We start from the raw sequence: 20,708 nt of genomic DNA, 5'->3' as shown, positions 1-20,708 counted from the left end.
CCGCTCACTGCTTGGCGGAGTGCCGGTAGGCCGCCGGAACCCCAGGCCGCAGATCCTTGGTCCACAGGGAGCGCGCCGGGATCTTGGAGATGTCCACCCGCTCACGGTACTTGGCGGCGGTCTGGGCGATCTCCTCGAGCAGGCCCTCGGTGAGGGTGATGGGGCTCAGGCCCAGATCAAGGAAGGAATCGTTGACCACCCGCAGCTCGTTCTCGGAGGCTTCCTTGCGCGGGTCAGGCACATTCTCCACGCTCGCTCCGGTGAGCCGCGACACGAGGGCCGCGAGATCGCGGATGCGATGGGTCTCGGTCATCTGGTTGAAGATCTTCACCCGCTCACCGCGCCGAGGCGGGTTGGCGATGGCTAGCTCGACACATCGCACCATGTCCTGGATGTGGATGAACGCCCTTGTCTGGCCCCCAGCGCCGTGCACCGTGAGCGGATATCCGATGGCTGCCTGGACAAGGAAGCGGTTGAGCACCGTGCCATAGTCACCGTCGTAGTCGAACCGGTTGATGAGCCGCTCGTCCAGCCGCGTCTGGGTGGTCGAGGTGCCCCAGACGATGCCCTGGTGCAGATCGGTGATGCGCAGGGCGTCGTTCTTCGCGTAATAGGCGAACAGATCCTGGTCGAGCACCTTGGTCATGTGGTAGATCGATCCGGGATGGGTCGGGTACAGGATCTCTTCTCGCAGCTCACCCTGCTCGCCGTCCACCCGGATCCCCAGATAGCCCTCGGGGATCGCCATGCCAGCGGTGCCATAGCCGTACACGCCCATGGTCCCCAGATGCACCAGGTGGATGTCGAGACCCGACTCGACAATCGCGCACAGCACATTGTGCGTGACGTTGACATTGTTGTTCACCGTGTAGCGCTTGTGCGCCGGTGACTTCATCGAGTAGGGCGCGGAGCGCTGCTCTGCGTAGTGCACGATGACCTGCGGCTTCTCGACACGCAGCAGTTCGAGCAGCCGGTCGTAGTCGGCGGCGAGGTCGATGACCGCCAGTCGGATCTCGCGTCCGCTCACCTCGCGCCAGGCGGCGCGGCGTTGCGAGTTCGAGCAGATGGGGGTCAGCGACTGGGCACCCAGCTCCTCGTCGATCCGGCGTCTGGAGAAGTTATCGACGATGACCACCTCGTGGCCGGCCGCTGACAGATGCAGGCTCGCGGGCCAACCGCAGAAACCGTCACCGCCAAGAACGAGGATCTTCAATGCACCTTCCTCCCCTCTGCCCGCCAGCCTAGCCAGCCCCACCGCAGTCTCGTCGTCCAGCAGGATGTCGACGAGACTGTGGACGAATGGCCGGTGCCGGTGGAGACCTTGTGGAAAGCGATCCGCCGTCGTTGTGACACTCCACATTCACCCTGCCTGGACCCACCTGTCATCAACAGTTCATCAACACGTCTTTTCCTCTCCGACAAGGCACTTGAAGGGTTTTCCACGGTATCCACCATGGTGATGACGACGATGAGAGTTACATACGCAACCAATCCGTCAAGGTCAGCATGTGCCCAGGAGTGCACAAACCTTCCGCCCGATCCCGCGGACAGCTCAGTACACGGATAGTCCAGTACACAGTGCCCATCGCCCTGCGCGGTGGCTGGCGCCCGTTAGTCTTGGGCCTGTCACCGACCGGGAGGACGCCATGTCGTCGAACCACATCCCTTCGCACCCCGCACCGGAGCTGGGACCAGAGCTCGCCGCCCACACCGAGAACCTCACCAAGGTCTATGGCAGGAACGACGCTGCAGTGGTAGCGCTCGACCATGTGAACGTCGAATTCCGCAAGGGCCAGTTCACCGCCGTCATGGGCCCCTCGGGATCTGGCAAGTCCACCCTCATGCACTGTGTCGCGGGTCTCGACTCCCCTAGCTCTGGGGAGGTCTTCATCGGTGATACGCCGATCGCGAGCCTCAACGACGCGAGACTCACCGAACTGCGGCGCGACCGGATCGGTTTCGTCTTCCAGTCCTTCAACCTCATTCCCACGCTCACCGCGCGGGAGAACATCGTGCTGCCCATGGCCATCGCCGGACGCAAGCCGGACAAGGACTGGTTCGACCAGGTCATCGACACCTTCGGCCTGCGCGACCGTCTCACGCACAAGCCCTCTGAGCTGTCCGGAGGCCAGCAGCAGCGCGTGGCTTGCGCCCGAGCGCTGCTGAGCAGGCCCGACATCATCTTCGCGGACGAACCAACTGGCAATCTCGACTCGAAGTCCTCGGCCGAGATCCTGCACTTCCTGGCGAGTTGTGTCGCCGAGCTGGGTCAGACCATCGTCATGGTCACCCACGACCCCACCGCCGCCTCCTATGCACGCCGTGCGCTCTTCCTCGCCGACGGGCACATCGTCGGCGACCTCGCCGATCCCAGCCGGGAGAGCGTCCTGGCGACGGTCACCCAGCTGGATCCGCAGAGCGCCTCCGCCCCGCGGTCCGATGCCGCATCCCAGCCGGGCGCAGAACCCGGCAGCCACGAACAACCTGGCGATTCCCGCCCCCGGGGCGCGCGGCGAGCTGAGTTCTGAGATGTGGAAAGCTGCCTGGAAATCGCTGCTGGGACACAAGCTCCGGCTCATCTTGTCGGCACTGTCGGTGGTGCTCGGTATTGCCTTCCTGTCGGGCTCGCTCACCTTCACCGGCATGCTCAAGCAAACCTTCGACTCGATCACCCAGGGCACCATCGCCGACGTGAACGTCGGAGTGAAGGGCAGTTTCGACGTCACCAGCACCCTGACACCCGACTATGCGAGAACCCATCTCAGCGACGCCGAGATCGACAAGATCAGGGCGGTCGACGGGGTGGAGTCCGCCTCGGGCACCACCTCGAGCTTCAACTCCATCTATCTGCTGGGCACCGACGGCAGGGTGGTGGCCAGCTCCGGTGCGCCGAGCGTCGCTGCCAATTACATGAGCGAGCCGGCGATGAACCACCAGCCGGGAATCGTCGTGAAGCAGGGACGCGCACCGAGAGCCGACAACGAGGTGGCAGTCGATCCCAGCTCGCTTTCGCGCAGCGGCTATGCCATCGGTGACCAGGTCGGGGTGCTCACACCCAGCGGCACCATCCGGATGACACTGGTGGGCGCGCTCACCTGGGGTTCGGGGGGAACGGCCGGGGCCAGCTATCTGTTCTTCGACAACGCCGCCACCACGAAACTCATCATGGGCGGCGTGCCCGGATTCCATGGCGCGGCAGTCACCGTGAAGCGGGGCGAGGACCCATCGGTGGTGGCACAGCGCGTCGCCAGCGTGATCCCGGCAGGATTCGAGGCCCAGCCGGGTTCGGTGATCGCCCAACAGGTGAGCACCTACATCGACCAGTCCGTGAGCTTCATCAACATCTTCCTCGGCGTCTTCGCCGCCATCTCGCTCGTGGTGGCGGGATTCCTCATCGTCAACACATTCACGATCCTCGTTGCCCAGCGGGGACGCGAGCTCGCCCTCTACCGGGCGCTCGGCGCCTCGCGCGCCCAAGTGGCCCGGAGCGTACTCTTCGAGGCCTTCGCGATAGGCCTCATCGGTGGGGTCTTCGGCCTGCTGCTCGGTGCGCTGCTGGCCTTCGGAATCGGCCGGCTCATCACGGCACTGGGTCTTGACATCGGTTCGGCCGTGCCCATGCCCAGCCCCTCGACCATCGTCATCTCGCTGCTGGCAGGTGTCGTCATGACGATGCTCGCCGCCTGGATTCCCGCCCAGCGGGCTGGACGGGTGCCGCCGGTGGCGGCGATGAGCGGGGAGTTCGCGAGCGGACAGGGAGGCCTGGGACGCCGGACCTTCATCGGTGGCGGCATTGCCCTGGTCGGCTTCGCGGGTCTCATCACCGGTGTTGCGCTGCATTTCGGCGATCGAGTGTGGGTGCTCGGAGGGGGCGCCTTCCTCATGCTCATCGGAGTGGCATTGGTGAGCCCGATCGCCGGGCGTCCGCTCATCTGGCTGCTCGGGCGCCTTTACCGCAGATTCTTCGGCGAACCCGGCAAGCTCGCCGAGCTCAATGCGGTGCGCCAGCCACGCCGCACCGCCGCCACCGCCTCGGCCCTCATGATCGGCCTGGCCCTGGTGACGATGATGGCGATCCTGGGGTCCTCGGCCAGCACCTCGGTCTATCACCTCATCCGGGACAACCTGCGCGGCGACTTCATCATCACCACGGTCAACCAGCAGCCGCTGCCCACCGGCCTGTACGACCAGGTGAGCAAGATCCAGGGTGTTGACTCCGTCCACCGGGAGCGCCGGGTCGTCACCCGCATCGACCAGAAGCCGGCCTTCCTGCAGGGCTATCCCGCGGCGGACTTCAACCAGCTTGTCACCCAGACGATGGTGCAGGGCACCATGACCGACAACCTCGGCGATGTCATCGTCTCCCAGACCTGGGCCCATGACAACGGACACTCCCTCGGTGATCGGCTCACCGCCCTCAACCCCACAACCGGAGAGCCTCTTCAGCTCACCATCACCGGCGTGTTCACCACTCCCCGCGGTGTCGACAGTGGCGGCATCAACACGAATCTCGCCACCCTGGCTGCGATGGGCAACAAGGACAAGGACAGTCAGCTGGTCGTGACGCTGGCACCGGGTGCCTCTGCCGCCGACGTGGAGAGCGCCCTCAAGGCCGAGACGGCCAGCAATCCGCTCACCGTCGTGCAGAGTCAGAATGACTATGCCCAGCAGCAGGGGGCCCAGATCGACCGGCTGGTCACCATGATCTACGCGCTGCTCGGGCTCGCCGTCGTCATCGCCGTACTCGGCATCGTCAACACTCTCGCGCTGTCGGTGATCGAGCGGACTCGCGAAATCGGGCTGCTGCGCGCCGTGGGAATGAAGCGAAGCCAGTTGAGGCGCATGATCACGCTCGAATCGGTGATCATTGCCCTGCTCGGTGCGGTGCTGGGAATGGCGCTCGGCCTGGTCTTCGGCCTGGCACTGCAAAGAGTTCTGGTCGACGAGGGGCTCAGCTGGCTGGCCATTCCCTGGGGACAGCTCGGGGTCTTCCTGCTGCTGTCGATCGCAGTGGGGATCCTCGCTGCCATCGTTCCCGCCCAGCGGGCGGCCAAGCAGAACATGTTGACCGCGATAGCCGCCGAATGAGACGTGGAGAATCCACCGAAACTGTGCACAACTCCTGTGGACAAGTGGAAAAGTGAGCGAGAATCCAGTCGTGTTTCCAGCCGTTCAGCTCGATGTCATCTATTGTTCGCACGGTATTCGCGCGCAGGCAGGAGAACGATGATCAAGGACGACAAGAACGACCCCGGAACTGCTGCGGATGCCGAGCCCGATCCACGCTTCGCGGGTCCGCCCATCTTCGATCGGCCGACTCCTGAGGAGTTGCCACCAGCCGACCAGCCGTGGAAGCGACGGGTCGGCCTCCCTGTCCTCCTCATCGGAGTCTGCCTTCTCGTCCTGGGCATACTGGCCCTGGCGATGCACAGCAACGGGATCCTGCTCGTCGTCGTCGGTCTCCTGGCGACCGCTGCCGGTGGATATCTGCTGGGCGCCAACTCCCGAGCCCTCAAGGCGTGGCGCGCCGAGCACGAGCCGCCCGCCCAACGCTGAGGGCCGGGCCTGGCGCACCCGGATCTGCGTCGTCGAGTGGCGAGATGGGTGGTGCCGATAGGATACGGGAGCCGGGCGGACTCGGCGTTGAGGGTCGTTGATCCCGATGATGAACGGTGAGCGAGGAACCAGTGAAGATCACAGTTGATCGCGATGTGTTGGCTGAGGCAGTGGCATGGGTGGCACGCAGCCTGCCCAATCGCCCCAGCGTGCCGATCCTCAAGGGACTGCTCATCAGGGCGCAGGACGACACGGTTTACATGTCGAGCTTCGACTACGAGACCAGCGCCAAGATCACCGTGAACGCCCAGGTCGACGAAGAGGGCGAGGCGTTGGTCTCGGGAAAGCTGCTGTCCGAGATCGCCAGGAGCCTGCCGGGGCGCCCAGTGCGGATCAGCACTGCGGCCAACCACGCCGAGCTGATCTGCGGTTCGGCGAGATTCACGCTGCAGACCCTGCCTGTCGAGGACTATCCGAACCTTCCCCAGATGCCCTCCGCCACCGGCACCGTGGACAGCGAGGAGTTCGCCCAGGCCGTCACCCAGGTGGTCGTCGCGGCCGGGCGCGACGAGCTGTTGCCGGTCTTCACCGGGGTACGGATGGAAATCAACGACGACCGGCTCTCATTGCTCGCCACCGACCGCTACCGGATGGCGCTTCGCGAGCTGAATTGGAACCCCACCTCGAGCCAGCTCGACGCGTCCGCCCTGGTGCCTGCCCGGGTGCTGGCCGAGACGGCCCGCTCGATGAGCAGCGGCGAGAAGGTCACCCTGGCCCTCGCCTCGGCGGTCGATGCCGAAGGTCTCATCGGTTTCCTCGGAGAGGGTGCCGCAGGCAGTCGGGAGCTGACTACCCGGCTGCTCGACGGCGAATTCCCCAAGGTCCGCCACCTCATGGACATCCGCCCGAGCCTCACGGTGCGGGTGAGGACGGCCGAGATCATCGACTCCGTCAAGCGCGTCTCACTGGTCGCCGAGCGCAATACCCCGCTGCGGATGCTCATCGAAGACGACCGGGTGGCCCTCGACGCCGCCACCGGCGACCAGGCACAGGCTTCCGAGGCCGTCGAAGCGGTCGTCGACCGCATCGATCCCGCCTCTCAGATCGAGGCGGTCGGATGCAACCCGCACTATCTGTCCGATGCCCTTTCGGCACTGGACACCGCCTTCGTCCAGTTCGCCTTCACCGCGCCGGGCAAGCCCTGTCTGGTGCAGGGTGTCGACGAACTCGATGCCGCGCCTCGCACCGACTACAAGCACGTCATCATGCTCATGCGCCTGCCGAGCTGAGTGAACGGCCACCGTGTTCGTCGATCGGCTGGAACTGCACGACTTCCGCAGCTATCGGGCCGCCAGCCTTGACCTTCGCCCCGGTGTCACCCTGTTCACCGGCCCGAACGGGCACGGCAAGACGAACCTCGTGGAGGCCATCGAGTACCTGTCCACGCTGTCCAGCCACCGCGTCGCGTCCGAGACCCCGCTGCTGAGAGCGGGCAGCTCCCAGGCGATCCTGCGGGCCGGGGTGGTGGCGGGGGCGGACGATCCTCGACGGCTGCTGGTGGAGCTGGAGATCAACCAGGGACGCGCCAACCACGCCAGGATCAATCGCTCGCCGCTGCGCCGGGTTCGCGAGATCATCGGAGCGCTGCGCACCGTGGTCTTCAGCCCCGACGACCTGGCGATCGTCAAGGGCGATCCCGGCGACCGACGCGAGTTCCTCGACGCGCTGGTGGCCACCAGATGGCCACGGATGGGTGGAGTCAGGGCGGACTACGAGCGCGTGGTGCGCCAGCGCAATGCCCTGCTCAAGTCGATGGCCGGGTCGGGGAGCCGGGCCGATGCCTCCGCGGCGACCCTCGACATCTGGAATGAGCAGCTGGCCAGGGCGGGAGCGGAGATCCTCTCCGCGCGGCTCGCGACCCTGGCCGAACTACGGCATCCCACCCGCACCAGCTATGCCTCGATCGCACCGGTGAAGGGTGACACCGATGCCCGCTACAAGACCTCGCTGCCGGGCCTCAGCGCGGCATTGGCGGGCGAGAGCGCCGAGGAGCCCTCGCTTCCGGCGATCCCAGATCTTGAGGGCTGGCTCGCCGAGGCGATGAGGGCCCGGCGTGGCGAGGAGATCGCCCGGGGAGTGAGTGTGGTCGGCCCGCACCGCGACGACATCACCTTGAGCATCGCTGGCCTGCCCGCAAAGGGCTATGCGAGTCACGGTGAGAGCTGGTCGCTGGCGCTGGCCTTGCGGCTGGGCAGTCTGCAGCTGCTGCGCTCGGAGGGTATCGCACCGGTACTCGTGCTGGACGATGTCTTCGCCGAGCTGGACGTCACGCGTCGCGACCGGTTGGCCGAGGCGGTCGAACAGGCCGAACAGTCCCTCATCACCGCCGCCGTGGAATCCGATGTCCCGCACCGGTTGTCGCACCGTCGTTTCACGGTGACCATGGAGGAGGAAGCGGACGGCGCGCGTGTCTCATTGGTGGAGCCGCCGTTGTCCACAACGACTGTGGACGAGGATGTGGACAATGACTCGCGGTGATCGTGAGGACAACGACGATCGGCGCCTGCCCGAGCAGCTACCTCCGCCCGGGCAGCCGCACCCCGACCCGGACGCCTCTCAGCAAACCCCGCGAGAACCGGCGGGCGACAGCGAGGAGCACGATCCCGAGGGATATGAGCTGGCCACTCAGGTGGCGATGGGTCTCTCGGGCCTGTTGCCACCACCCAGGGTGGGCCCGCCGAAACGCCGCAGGTCGAGAACTCGCGAGGAAATGCGCTCGGGCTCGGGTGCCGATCCCCGCGATCCCCAGCCGCTGGGCACCGCGATGGAGCGTCTCGTGCGGGCCAGGGGCTGGCGCACCGAGCTGGGCCTACGACTCATCGTCTCGCGCTGGTCGATGCTGGTGGGCGAGGCGAACGCGCAGCACTCCGCACCGGAGGCCTACCACGACCATGTCCTCGTGGTGCGCGCCGAGTCGAGCACCTGGGCGACAGCGCTGCGCACCATCGCGCCCCAGGTGGTCGCCGAGCTCAATCGCCGGCTCGGCGAGGGATCCGTCGTACGGGTGGATGTCCGTGGTCCCGCCAGCCCCAGCTGGAAGCATGGCCCGCGCAGCGTGCCGGGACGCGGCCCCCGCGACACCTATGGATGAGCGGTGGAGCAGGGACCGGTGCGGCAGCGGGCCGGGTCGGGGCGCCAGGCCGAGGATGTCCTGTAGTGGGGGACCACGCGCGGTGGGGTCACTCGTCCCCTGGATGCCATTACGGGCCGCTGAGCGCCCGGTCGGTGTGAGATGCACAGTGATCGGCGCGGACGTATTGCTCTGAGGATGGTAGATTTGGCGGTTGTGGCCGCGACATACTCGTGGCACTCGGTGACAGGAGCCCCAACCGGTGAGCGAACAACTGAACGATCCCGCTGACTTCGACGACGACGTGGACGCAGACGATGTCATCACCTTGACAGACTCGGCCGACGACTCGGTGGACGGCGACTATGGTGCCTCCGAGATCCAGGTCCTCGAGGGCCTCGAGGCGGTTCGCAAGCGTCCGGGCATGTACATCGGATCCACCGGCGAGCGCGGCCTGCACCATCTGGTGCGCGAAATCGTCGACAATGCCGTCGACGAGGCGCTGGCCGGCTACTGCGACAGCATCGAGGTCGAACTCCTCGACGACGGTGGCTGCCGGGTACGGGACAACGGGCGCGGTATCCCGGTGGCCGAGCATCCGGTGGAGCACATCTCGTCGCTGACCCTGGTGCTCACCGTGCTTCATGCCGGGGGCAAGTTCGGCGGCGGTGGATACAAGGTCTCCGGCGGCCTGCACGGCGTGGGCTCTTCGGTCGTCAACGCGCTGAGCACGCGGTTCGTGGCCGATGTGCTGCGCGACGGCCATCACTGGCACCAGGAGTTCGAGCTCGGTGTGCCCTGCGGGCCGGTCGAGAAGCTGGAGGCCACCGAGGAGACCGGCACCACGATCACCTTCTATCCCAGCGCGGAGATCTTCGAGACCACGGATTTCAGCTACGAGACGCTCTCGACGAGCTTCCGCGAGATGGCCTTCCTCAACAAGGGCCTGCGCATCCAGATCGCCGATCTGCGCACCGACCACGTCGACGAGGACGGCAACCAGCTGGAGGAAGTCTTCAAGTACGACCTCGGGCTGGTCGACTATGTGAGCTTCCTCAACGGCAACCGCGAGACGCTCAGCCCCGTCATCGACGTGGAGGCACATTCTCCCGAACTGCAGATGGGTGTCGAGGTGGCCATGCAGTGGAACACCAGCTATGCTACGAGCCTTCATACCTTCGCCAACACCATCAACACCCGCGAGGGAGGCACCCACGAGGAGGGCTTCCGTACTGCGCTCACGACGACCATCAATCGCTGGGGCGAGACCTGGGGGCTCATCAAGAAACGCGACGACCGGGTCAGCAACGACGACATCCGTGAGGGTCTCGTGGCCATCGTCTCGGTGAAACTCGTCGAGCCGCAGTTCGAGGGACAGACCAAGACGAAGCTCGGCAACACCGAGGCCCGCGGTTTCGTCCAGAAGGCCGTCAATGAGCGGCTCGGCGACTGGATGGAACGCAATCCGGCGGCCGGGAAGGACATCGTGCGCAAGGCCCAGGCGGCCGCGTCCGCCCGGATTGCGGCCCGCAAGGCCCGCGATATGGCGCGCAATCGCAAGGGCCTGCTCGGCTCGGGCGGCCTGCCCGGCAAGCTCTCGGACTGCTCGAGCAACGATCCGTCCGAGTGCGAGGTGTTCATCGTCGAGGGCGACTCCGCCGGCGGCTCGGCCAAGGGCGGACGCAATCCGCGTACCCAGGCGATCCTTCCGCTGCGCGGCAAGATCCTCAATGTCGAGAAGGCGCGTATCGACCGGGCGCTGCAGTCCGACACGATCGAGGCCATCATCTCGGCACTTGGCACCGGCGTGCACGAGGAATTCGACATCAACAAGCTGCGCTATCACAAAATCGTGCTCATGGCCGATGCGGATGTCGACGGCGCGCACATTCGCACCCTGCTGCTCACCCTGCTGTTCCGATTCATGCCGGCACTCATCGACGGCGGCTACGTCTACCTGGCCCAGCCGCCGCTGTTCCGGCTGCGCTGGACCAACGCGCCCCACGAGCTCGCCTATACCGACGCCGAGCGCGATGCCCTGCGCGACAGAGGGATCGCTGCTGGCAAGAAGCTGCCCAATGTGAACCCGATCCAGCGCTACAAGGGCCTTGGCGAGATGGACGCCGAGGATCTGTGGGCCACCACGATGGATCCGGACAATCGCATCCTGCTGCAGGTGAATCTCGACGATGCGGCCCGTGCCGACCAGATGTTCTCCATCCTCATGGGCGAGGACGTCGAGGAGCGGCGTCACTTCATCCAGCGCAATGCCAAGGACGTGCGGTTCATCGACGTGTAGAGCCCTGGTTCCACGTCCCTGACCGCATCCAAGTGAGGAAGAACGATGAGTGATACCCCGAAGGGCCCCGACGACATGCTCGGCGGCGAACAGCCCGGCGACAACAACGAGAAGTCGACCGCCGGAGAGACGATCGTCGGGCCGGCAAAGGGCCGCATCGACCCGGTGGACCTGCAGGCTGAGATCCAGAATTCCTTCCTCGACTACGCCATGAGCGTCATCGTGGAGCGTGCGCTGCCCGATGTGCGCGACGGGCTCAAACCGGTGCACCGACGGGTGATCTACACGATGTTCGACGGCGGCTACCGTCCCGACCGCGGCTGGAACAAGTGCTCGCGTGTGGTCGGGGATGTGATGGGCAAGTATCATCCGCACGGAGACACGGCGATCTACGACACCCTGGTGAGGCTGGCGCAGCCTTGGACGATGCGCTACCGGCTGGTCAACGGCCAGGGGAATTTTGGCTCGCCCGGCAATGACGGCGCCGCAGCCATGCGGTACACCGAGTGCCGGATGGCGCCGCTGGCCATGGAGATGGTCCGCGATATCGATCAGGACACCGTCGACTTCCAGCCGAACTACGACAACCGCGACACCGAGCCGACCGTGCTGCCGGCGCGTTTCCCCAATCTGCTGGTCAATGGCTCGACCGGTATTGCGGTGGGCATGGCCACCAATATCCCCCCGCACAATCTGCGCGAGGTCAACGAAGCCGTCCAGTGGTTCCTGGCCCACCCCGAGGCCAGCAACGAGGAGCTGCTCGAGGCGTCGATGGCCCGGATCAAGGGCCCGGACTTCCCCAATGGCGCCCTCATCGTCGGACGCAAGGGAATTGAGGACGCCTACCGCACCGGTCGTGGTTCCGTGACGATGCGTGCCGTCGTCGACATGGAGGAAGACCACAAGGGGCGCACCCAGCTCGTCGTCACCGAGCTGCCCTATATGTGCAATCCAGACAATCTGGCGCAGAAGATCGCGGACCTGGTCAATTCGGGACGGCTGGGCGGGATCGCCGACATCCGCGACGACACCTCGGCGCGTACCGGGCAGCGGCTCGTCATCACGCTGCGCCGTGACGCCCAACCGCGGGTGGTGCTCAACAATCTGTACAAGCACACCCAGCTCCAGGACACCTTCGGCTGCAATATGCTGGCCCTGGTCGACAATGTGCCGCGCACCCTGCCGATCGACCGCTTCATCCGATACTGGGTCAATCACCAGCTCGAGGTCATCGAGCGGCGCACCCGCTACCAGCTCAACCAGGCGGAGAAGGAGGCGCACATCTACCGCGGGCTCGCCAAAGCCCTGGACATGCTCGACGAGGTGATCGCCCTCATCCGCCGATCCGCCACCACCGAGGCCGCATCGAGTGGCCTGCAGCGCCTGCTCGAGATCGACGAGGTACAGGCCGCCGCGATCCTCAACATGCAGCTGCGCCGGCTGGCCGCCTTGGAGCGCCAGAAGATCCTCGACAAGCTGGGCGAGCTCGAGCGTCTCATCGAGGACCTCAAGGACATCCTGGCGAACGAGTCGCGCCAGCGGCAGATCATCTCCGCCGAGCTCGGTGAGATTGTCGAGAAGTACGGCGACGAGCGGCGCACCCGGATCATCGCGGCCGAGGGTGACTTCAGCGAGGAGGACTTCGTGCCCGACGACCCGATGGTCGTCACCATCACGCACGGAGGCTACGCGAAACGCACCCGGACCGATCAGTACCGTCCTCAACGGCGCGGTGGCAAGGGGGTGCGCGGCGCAAGCCTGCGCGCCGACGACGAGGTGCAGCACCTGTTCGCCACCACCAATCATCACTGGATCCTCTTCTTCACGAACATGGGCAGGGTCTACCGGATCAAGACCTGGCAGCTTCCCGAGGGAGGGCGCGACGCCAAGGGCGGTCACGTGGCGGGGCTGCTCAGCTTCCTGCCGGGCGAGACGATCACCCAGGTGCTGGCATTGCGCTCCTACCAGGACGCCGACTATCTCGTGCTCGCCACCCGGCACGGGCTGGTGAAGAAGACGGAGCTGTCGGCCTACGACTCACCTCGTCAGGCGGGTCTCATCGCTGTGAACTTCCGCGAGGACGACGATGAGCTGATCGGCGCCGAGCTGGTCAACGGCGATGACGACGTCCTGCTCATCTCGCGCAAGGGCCAGGCGATCCGTTTCGGGGCCGACGACCACCAGCTGCGCCCGATGGGGCGGACCACCTCCGGAGTGACAGGCATGAACTTCCGCCCCGGCGATGCACTGTTGTCGATGAGCGTCGTGCCGCGAGGCGCGGCCCAGGACGAGCTGTTCGTGTTCACCGTGACAAACGGCGGTTTCGCCAAGCGCACTCCGGTGAGCGACTATCGCGTGCAGAACCGGGGCGGTCTGGGCATCAAGGCGATGCGTCTCGACGACGAGCGCGGTCAGCTGGTGGGCGGTCTCGTGGTGCGGGGAACCGACGAGGTGATCGCCATCAAGTCGTCGGGCCAGGTCACCCGCAGCGCGGTGGCTGAGGTGAATCCGACCGGACGCAACACGATGGGCGTCAAATACGTCGGGGTGCGAGGTGATGACGAGGTGATCGCCATCGCACTCAACCCCGAGCAGCAGGCGGCCGAGGAGCTGACCGGGGACGCTGGCGCTGCCGGCGAGGTGCCGGGACAGGCCGATGAGATGGTCGGGGACGCGGTCGGCGACGGGCGCCCGGATGAGGTTCACGGTGAGACAGGCGGCGATTCACGAGATGATGCCGCTGCCGGTGCGCCCGACGACACGGACGAGTGATGGTTGGCGCAGCGCACGTGTGCTGCGGGATAGGGTGGTTTCGGCCTTGACCGGCCGGGGCGGCCCCCGCGGGGCCACTCCGGCATCATGACTCAGGAGGACCTGGATGGCTAACGATTCCGCAACCGGCTCGGGCGGTGAGCCCGGCGAGGTGACGCGCACCTTCGGACGTCCCGGTGAGGCGACCTCGAGGCCCTCGCAGACCTCTGTTTCGGAGCAGACCGCAACCGAGGGCCGGCCCCTCGACGCGAGGATTGCCGGTGCGAATGTGACCCTGCAGCCGCAGCCCGAGCCGTCCGCGAGCCAGCGCCGGCGCCGGCCGAAGGTCGAGCGTCCCACTCGAAAGGCGCGCCTGCGGTTGGCCCGCATCGATCCTTGGTCGGTGATGAAGACCGCCGCGATGTTCTCGGTGGCGGGCGGGATCATCCTCTTCGTTGCGGTCTGGGCACTGTGGGGGGTCATCGACGCATCGGGCGTGCTGTCGAAGATGCAGGAGGCGATCACCGCACTCATTGGCACCTCGAGCGGCTCGACAAGCGTCCAGATCACGAACTATGTCAACCAATGGCGAGTTCTCGGATTCACGGCAGTGGTCGCGGTGGTCGATGTGATTCTGGTCACCGCACTGTGCACGCTCTTCAGCTTCCTGTACAACCTGGCTGCCCAACTCATCGGTGGTCTCGAGGTGACACTTGCAGAAGACTGAGCGGACTGCTCGACCTGCCCCCAGGAGCATCGAGTTGAGGGGCTGCGCGCCGGTAGGCTAATGTAACTCCTCGGTACCGCTCCCGGGCGGGCCGATGGGCCTTTAGCTCAGTTGGTTAGAGCGCGTCCCTGATAAGGACGAGGTCACTGGTTCAAGTCCAGTAAGGCCCACCCCTTCATATGGCACAGTGCCTGAGGTAATCCTCCCTGTCAGCTGCGCAGCTCAGTCGTCTGCGCCGCTCACCGGTGCGCGCCGACGCATGTCCCGGTAGTGAGTGGTGACCCCTCATCGCGGGTACCAGTGGATGAGTGCATGAGAACTGCTGTGGCCGTGCTGGCAGGCCCATAGGCTTGGGGTGTGCGCGATGCAGATCTACCCGATGCTGACCAGGGGAAACAATGAGTGAGACGAACTCGGTGGACACCACCGTGCCGGCACAGGCGCTGGGCACCACGGCGCGGGTGATTTTCACGATCAGCGGCATCATCGCTGTCGTCGCGGGCATTCTCGTTCTGGTCTGGCCGGATCGGACTGTTCAGCTCACGGCTGGAACATTCGCGGTCTATGCCATCCCGTGCGGAGTGGTCGGCATTGTCCTTGGCGCATTCGGGCAAGGTCTGGCGTCCTGGCGGCGCGGAGGACATGCCCTCCTCGGGCTGCTGCTCGTTGTGGTGGGCGTCGTGGCAGTGAGCGGAATCGAACCGGAGCGCTCGGGAACGATGACCGTGCTGGGCATCGTCGTGGGCGTGGTGTGGATCGTCCAGGGCGTCTTCGCGGTGGCCGAGACCGATCGTTCGAAGGACACCCTGTGGTCCATCATCTTCGGCGTTGTCAGCGTGCTGTCCGGCATCGCCGTCATGCTCGCGCCGATATGGGGCACGGCCAGGATGTGGGTCTTCCTCGGAATCACCCTCATCGTGCTCGGCCTTGCGCAGACCGCCCGTGCCCAGCGCATCGGGGACTGGGTATCCAACCCGGCCCGCCCGCAATCTCCCGCCAGAACCGCGCATTCCGTGGTCCCGAAACCCTCGCGGAAGAGGGACTTTGCGCAGCGGGGAAGAACTCTCGATTCCGATGAGCAGGCGTCACGATCGGGGGCCCAGGCTGGTTCGGGGATCCCCGAGCAGCTGAAGCCCAAGACCGGTGCACCGCAGGATCCACCGAAGGACTCGACGCCGAGGTGAGCGGCGCACTGTCGCGGGCTCAAGCTCGGGTCGACAGTTTTCGGCCCGCGGCGCGATGACTGGCACTGTATGCGTGTGGAGTGTTGTATGCCCACAGTGTCGTGCGGGGGCCCGAACGATGCGCGCCGTGACGATGGGTGGGCGCTGCACGCTCACGCGTGCGCCACGAGGTCCGCACCAGGCCCGCGGAGGTGCCGCGCTGACGGACCGATCGGGCAGGTGGCGGGCATGGTGTCGAGACAGGAGGCCACGACGTGAATGACGACCAATATCGTTCCCACGGCGAATCGGACGACGATCCTACTGGGCGCACCGGCGCGCCCCAGGAGCCGGCCGATTCCGAGGAGACGGTGATCCTGCCTCGTCACAGTGCTCGCCGCGGCTATTCCCCCCACGGCGATCCCGCCGAGCCCGGGTCGAGCGATGCGCGCGACGCAGGCTCCGATTCGGAACGGACGCGGGCCATGGGGGCGATTCCTCCCAGCCACCCGGACGAGTCATTCGCCACCGAGGCGTCGGCCAATGCCCCCACCCAGAGCCTGCCGCCGGTGGCTCCGGTGGAAACCGGCTATCGGGAACGCGATACCGGGCGCACCCGGGCGTTCCCCGGCGCACAGGCCTCGGCCCCGGACTACGGGCATGGTGCGTCGGCGTCGAACTGGCAGGGTCATTTCGTCGGTGCCGGTGCGGCCGGAGGGGCAGCCGGCGGCATCGTGGACGATGAGCCCGAGCCACCCACTCCTCGCAATCGCAGCACGAACAAGATCCTGCTGAGAGTGCTGCAGGTGCTGGCGGCCTTCCTCATCTTGTTCATCGGCGTCGGGATCGGCAGCTTCGTTTCGGGCACCCCAGCACCCCGCTCCTCGCCGGGCGCCACCCAGACCGTGACGAGCACGACGACCGCGACCACTACGACCACCGCAACCCCGGTATCCACACCCACCATCGCCCCTCCCCCGGTAACGATTACCGAGACGGTCCTCCAGCCTGCGCGCACCGAGACGGTCACTCAGCCTGCCCAGACCGTGACCTCGACCGTCCAGGGTCCTGCTCGACCTGCCGTGACCGTGACGCAAACCGTCCCGGCCCAACAGGGCGGGTCGGGCACCGGCACGACGCCGTGACGAAAGGGCTGCGCTCATGAGGTGGATGGCCCCATGCCCATGAGGTTCGTCATCACAGCGGGCGGCACGACGGAGCCGATCGACCCGGTGCGCAAGATCACCAATAGCGCGAGTGGGCAGCTCGGCAGCCTCGTCGCGCAGCGTCTGGTGGCCCGCGCCGGGGAGAAGATCGAGGCGATCCACTATGTCTGCGAACGCGGTTCGGTCGTGCCGAAGCTGGACTGCGTGGATCTCGTCGAGGTGCGGGGGGTGGCCCAGGCCGAAGAGGCGCTGAGGGATCTGCTGTCGCGCAGACCGGTTGACGGCGTGATCCACTCGATGGCGGTCAGCGACTACGCTGTGTCCGGCGTGACGAGCGTCCACGAGATCGGTGTCGCCCTCTCCCGTCTGGTCGACCGCTGGTCATCCCAGGGGATGCCCGATGAGTCCGGCCGCGATGAGGCGCTGGTCTCGGTACTTGCCGGCGCATCCCGGCCGCCCAGCGAGAACGAGAAGATGTCCTCGGGCATCGACGATCTCGTGCTGCTCATGAGGAGAACCCCCAAGCTCATCGGCATGATCAAGAAGCTGCAGCCCCGCACGGTGCTGGTGGGCTTCAAGCTGCTCAACAGGGTGAGCGAGGAGGAGCTGCTCCATGTGGCGGCCAGCCTGAAGCAGGCCAACGACTGCGACTTCGTTCTCGCCAATGACCTGGCCACGATTGGCGAGGGCCGGCATCGTGGATTCCTGGTGGGCCCCGACGCCGGTGTGGCCCGTTTCGAGACAAAGGCACAGATCGCCGACGGCATCGCCGCCGCTGTCATCGACCGCATCGAGGAGCGCCTCCGGTGAAGAACATCCTGCTCGGGGTGAGCGGCAGCATCGCTGCATACAAGGCCGCGGACATCGCCAACGACTTGACCAAGGCCGGGCACAACGTCGATGTCATTCTCACCGCGGGTGGGGCCCGATTCATCACGGCCTTCACCTTGCAGACACTGTCGGGAAACCCGGTGCACACCGACATGTTCGACACCATGGCGCCGGATCCAGTGCAGCACATCGCGCTGGCGCGGCGAGCCGATCTCTTGCTCGTCGCTCCGGGCTCGGCCGACATCATCGCGAAGCTGGCGAATGGGATCGCCGACGACATGCTGTCGACGGTCGTGCTGGCCCTGGGTGCGATCCCGAAACTCATCGCACCCGCCATGAATACCGTGATGTACGAGAATCCCCTGGTCCAGGGCAATATCGCGAAGCTGGGCTCGGCAGGCTTCGGGTTCATCGAGCCCCGCGTGGGTCACCTCGCCGAGGGCGGGGTGGGCCGGGGTGCCCTGGCCGATGTCGATGTGATCGTCGCCACGGCACTGGCCGCGCTTGGCTGAGTTGCCGGCGGACTGGCAGCCGGTGGGCCGCGCCGGATTGGCCTGGCGAGCCTGTGGTGCCAGACTCAAAGGAGCGCTGCTGGTGGGGTGGACATCACCCAAACCTCGACGAGAGTGGTCCCATGTATCAACCGGAACGTCAGAAGAGACTCCTGGACATCGCCCGCCAGGAGGGCCGGGTGTCGGTGGCGGCGGCGTCATCGCAGTTCCGTGTGGTGCCCGAGACGATCCGCCGCGATCTCGACCAGATGGCAGCCAAGGGTCTGTTGCGGCGCGTCCACGGCGGGGCGATCCCGGCCGATTTCGATGAGCTGGGAGACACGAGCGTCGACGCGCGTGATCTCTCGGCCGTGGAGGAGAAGGAGGCGATCGCCCAGGCCGCGTTGGCCTATCTCCCGGCGCCCGGCGGAACCATCATTCTCGACGCCGGAACCACGACGCGCCGGCTGGCGAGCAAATTCCTCGAGGGCTCCCGCTACACAGTGTTCACTGATTCGGCACCTATCGCGGCACTGCTGGCCGCCCGCACCGCCTGCGATGTCCGCCTCATCGGGGGCCGGCTGCGCGGCACCACCCAGGCGACGGTGGGCAATGTCGCAGAATTCGCCCAGTTGCGGGTCGATGTGAGCTTCATGGGCACCAATGGGCTTTCGCTGTCACATGGGCTGTCGACCCCGGACGTGGACGAGGCCGCAACCAAGGCCGCGATGATCGCCGCTGCCCGGCATGTCGTGGTGCTCACCGATTCGCGCAAGATCGGTGCCGAGTCGACAAAGCGCTTCGCCACCCTCGACGACATCGACGTACTCATCACCGATGAGGGCATCCCCCAGCACCAGCTCGCGGAGCTCACGAAGGCCGGGGTGGAGGTCGTGCGGGCGTAGTCGCCTCCCCTTCTCTCGCGGTGCCCGCGTCCCTCGTAGCCCCCGCGTCCAGACGGGATGAATTGCGGTTCACCTGGTCGGACCAGGGTCAATTGCAATTCATCCGGGGAAGCGCCTCAGCCCTTCACTGCGCCGGCCGACATGCCGGCAACCAGATTGCGCTGGATGATCAGGAAGAAGATCACCACAGGCAGCGAGAACAGGACGGACGCCGCCATCTGGCCCCCGTAGTCGGTGCCGGTTGTCGGCGTGGAGAAGGATGCCAGCCACACCGGCAGCGTGTACATGCTCTGCGTCTTCATGAAGGTGTACGCCACGAGATAGTCGTTCCACGCATAGACGAATGCGAAGATACTCGTCGAGATGATCCCCGGAGCCACCAGCGGGAACAGGATCCTCACCAGGATCTGGCGGGTGTTCGCCCCGTCGATCATCGCCGCCTCCTCCAGCTCATAGGGGATCGCCAGGAAGAATCCTCGCATCACCCAGATCGAGAAGGGCAGCACACTGGCCACATAGGCCAGGATCAGGCCGAGATAACTGCCGAGCAGGTGCAGCTCGTTGAACACCAGGAAGATCGGGATGAGCAGCGCCGTGCTCGGGAGCATCTGGACGCACAGGATGAAGACCAGGATTGCCCTGCGCCCACGGAAGTGAAATCGCGACAGGGCCGCGGAGGCCAGGACTCCCAGCGAGATGGCAAGGACGAGTGTGCCGGCCACCACGATGAGACTGTTTTTCAGGTCTCCGAGGAAGTTCGACTGGAAAATCGCGGCATGGTAATTCCTTAGCGTCGGATGCGCCGGAAGGAATTGCGGTGTGCTGGTGGTCACCTCGAATGGCGGCTTGAACGAGGTATTGATCATCCAGTAGACGGGGAAGATCCATATCAGCGCGAAGATGAGCGCCAGGATATTGCTCACCAGTCGCCCGCGGCGGATTCGACGGCGTCGATGCTCGACAATGGCGCTCATAGCTCTTCCCCCGATCGGACGAGGCTTCGGATGTAGAAGCTGGTCAAAACCATGAGCAACAGCGTGGTCACCACCGAGATCGCCGCACCATTGCCGATATTGAAGCTGACGAATGCCTGTTTGTAGGTGTAGATCCCGAGGGTTGTCGTGCCGCCGTCGGGTCCGCCCTGGGTGAGCAACCAGATCTGGTTGAAGACATTGAAGTCCCAGATCACCGAGAGAATCGTCACCAGCAACAGGGTGGGACGCAGGAACTGTAGGGTGATCGTCCAGTAGACCCGCCATTCATTCGCTCCGTCCAATCGGGCGGCTTCGAAGAAGGCGGGATCCACCTGCTGCTGGGCGGCGTTGAGCGTCAGCGCAATGAAAGGCACTGCCTGCCACACAATGAGCAGCCAGATGCACAGGAATCCCAGCACCGTGCTCTGCGTCCAATTGACGTTGAGCACGTTCCCGAAGACGTGCAACTTCGTCAGTATCCAGTTGAGAATCCCGAATCCAGGCTGGAACAACCAGCCCCATACCATGGACGACGCCACATTCGGCATTGCCCAGGCGAATATCAGCGTCACAGTGACCACGTACCGCATGACGGTTCCGGTCTTCGTGAGCAGCTGCGAGACGGGCTCATCCCAATCGAGGGTGTAGTTGGGGTCTGAATCCGCCTGTCTCGAGCAGGCTTCTGGCGATGTAGTTGGTGAGGTTGCGGAAGCCC

The 20,708-nt window shown here is 65.6% G+C and carries 17 protein-coding genes and 1 tRNA gene; 15 read left to right on the top strand and 3 right to left on the bottom strand.

Annotated features, from left to right (window positions below; genetic code table 11):
• Nucleotides 1-4 precede the first annotated feature (4 nt).
• Nucleotides 5-1,360 (bottom strand): NAD-dependent epimerase/dehydratase family protein, encoded by a 1,356-nt coding sequence (locus BMX93_RS11065; RefSeq protein ID WP_091971015.1) that lies wholly within the window; start codon nucleotides 1,358-1,360, stop codon nucleotides 5-7.
• A 286-nt stretch (nucleotides 1,361-1,646) separates the two neighbouring features.
• On the opposite strand from BMX93_RS11065, the gene BMX93_RS11060 reads away from it, so the two are divergent.
• The 15 genes from BMX93_RS11060 (at nucleotide 1,647) to BMX93_RS10990 (ending at nucleotide 19,019) form a co-directional block, all read left to right on the top strand.
• Nucleotides 1,647-2,528, top strand: a complete 882-nt coding sequence (locus BMX93_RS11060; protein WP_177170209.1) for an ABC transporter ATP-binding protein — start codon at nucleotides 1,647-1,649, stop codon at nucleotides 2,526-2,528.
• A complete protein-coding gene (locus tag BMX93_RS11055) occupies nucleotides 2,440-5,088 on the top strand; it encodes an ABC transporter permease (protein ID WP_091971013.1) in 2,649 nt (882 codons plus the stop codon). The genes BMX93_RS11060 and BMX93_RS11055 overlap by 89 nt, the downstream gene beginning before the upstream one ends.
• A gap of 138 nt (nucleotides 5,089-5,226) precedes the next feature.
• A complete protein-coding gene (locus BMX93_RS11050; RefSeq protein WP_091971011.1) occupies nucleotides 5,227-5,556 on the top strand; it encodes a DUF3040 domain-containing protein in 330 nt (109 codons plus the stop codon).
• 131 nt (nucleotides 5,557-5,687) lie between these two features.
• On the top strand, nucleotides 5,688-6,845 hold the full coding sequence (gene dnaN / locus BMX93_RS11045; RefSeq protein ID WP_091971041.1) for a DNA polymerase III subunit beta: 1,158 nt from the start codon (nucleotides 5,688-5,690) through the stop codon (nucleotides 6,843-6,845).
• A 13-nt stretch (nucleotides 6,846-6,858) separates the two neighbouring features.
• Nucleotides 6,859-8,094, top strand: coding sequence for a DNA replication/repair protein RecF (recF, locus tag BMX93_RS11040; protein WP_091971009.1), 1,236 nt, complete (start codon nucleotides 6,859-6,861; stop codon nucleotides 8,092-8,094).
• A 157-nt stretch (nucleotides 8,095-8,251) separates the two neighbouring features.
• Complete coding sequence (locus BMX93_RS11035; protein ID WP_091971039.1) at nucleotides 8,252-8,707, top strand: DciA family protein; 456 nt, start codon at nucleotides 8,252-8,254, stop codon at nucleotides 8,705-8,707.
• 241 nt (nucleotides 8,708-8,948) lie between these two features.
• Nucleotides 8,949-10,985, top strand: a complete 2,037-nt coding sequence (gene gyrB, locus BMX93_RS11030) for a DNA topoisomerase (ATP-hydrolyzing) subunit B (RefSeq protein WP_091971007.1) — start codon at nucleotides 8,949-8,951, stop codon at nucleotides 10,983-10,985.
• A gap of 75 nt (nucleotides 10,986-11,060) precedes the next feature.
• On the top strand, nucleotides 11,061-13,757 hold the full coding sequence (gene gyrA / locus BMX93_RS11025; protein WP_091971037.1) for a DNA gyrase subunit A: 2,697 nt from the start codon (nucleotides 11,061-11,063) through the stop codon (nucleotides 13,755-13,757).
• A gap of 106 nt (nucleotides 13,758-13,863) precedes the next feature.
• Entirely contained in the window at nucleotides 13,864-14,463 is a 600-nt protein-coding gene (locus BMX93_RS11020; protein ID WP_091971005.1) for a DUF3566 domain-containing protein, read from the top strand.
• Between the two features lie 96 nt (nucleotides 14,464-14,559).
• Nucleotides 14,560-14,633, top strand: a tRNA-Ile gene (locus tag BMX93_RS11015).
• Between the two features lie 228 nt (nucleotides 14,634-14,861).
• Nucleotides 14,862-15,647: a DUF308 domain-containing protein gene (locus tag BMX93_RS11010; RefSeq protein ID WP_091971003.1), complete on the top strand. Its 786-nt coding sequence runs from the start codon at nucleotides 14,862-14,864 to the stop codon at nucleotides 15,645-15,647.
• A 254-nt stretch (nucleotides 15,648-15,901) separates the two neighbouring features.
• Nucleotides 15,902-16,771 carry a hypothetical protein gene (locus tag BMX93_RS11005; RefSeq protein ID WP_091971002.1) on the top strand — a complete coding sequence of 290 codons (870 nt, stop codon included), beginning with the start codon at nucleotides 15,902-15,904 and terminating at the stop codon, nucleotides 16,769-16,771.
• Between the two features lie 33 nt (nucleotides 16,772-16,804).
• Complete coding sequence (locus tag BMX93_RS11000; protein WP_091971000.1) at nucleotides 16,805-17,602, top strand: phosphopantothenoylcysteine decarboxylase domain-containing protein; 798 nt, start codon at nucleotides 16,805-16,807, stop codon at nucleotides 17,600-17,602.
• The gene (locus tag BMX93_RS10995) at nucleotides 17,599-18,135 is read left to right on the top strand and encodes a flavoprotein (protein WP_091970997.1); all 537 of its coding nucleotides are present in this window, start codon (nucleotides 17,599-17,601) and stop codon (nucleotides 18,133-18,135) included. The genes BMX93_RS11000 and BMX93_RS10995 overlap by 4 nt, the downstream gene beginning before the upstream one ends.
• A 122-nt stretch (nucleotides 18,136-18,257) precedes the next feature.
• Nucleotides 18,258-19,019, top strand: coding sequence for a DeoR/GlpR family DNA-binding transcription regulator (locus tag BMX93_RS10990; RefSeq protein WP_091970995.1), 762 nt, complete (start codon nucleotides 18,258-18,260; stop codon nucleotides 19,017-19,019).
• A 116-nt stretch (nucleotides 19,020-19,135) separates the two neighbouring features.
• Here the strand turns inward: BMX93_RS10990 and BMX93_RS10985 are convergent, their stop codons facing one another.
• Entirely contained in the window at nucleotides 19,136-19,993 is an 858-nt protein-coding gene (locus tag BMX93_RS10985; RefSeq protein WP_091970993.1) for a carbohydrate ABC transporter permease, read from the bottom strand.
• Entirely contained in the window at nucleotides 19,990-20,541 is a 552-nt protein-coding gene (locus tag BMX93_RS10980) for a carbohydrate ABC transporter permease (protein ID WP_245725837.1), read from the bottom strand. Before BMX93_RS10980 ends, BMX93_RS10985 begins: the two co-directional genes overlap by 4 nt.
• Nucleotides 20,542-20,708 lie beyond the last annotated feature (167 nt).

This window comes from Propionibacterium cyclohexanicum, assembly GCF_900111365.1.
Classification (GTDB): Bacteria; Actinomycetota; Actinomycetes; order Propionibacteriales; family Propionibacteriaceae; genus Propionibacterium; species Propionibacterium cyclohexanicum.
Note: the sequence above shows the minus strand (reverse complement) of the source record. Positions and strands in the feature narration are given on the sequence as shown.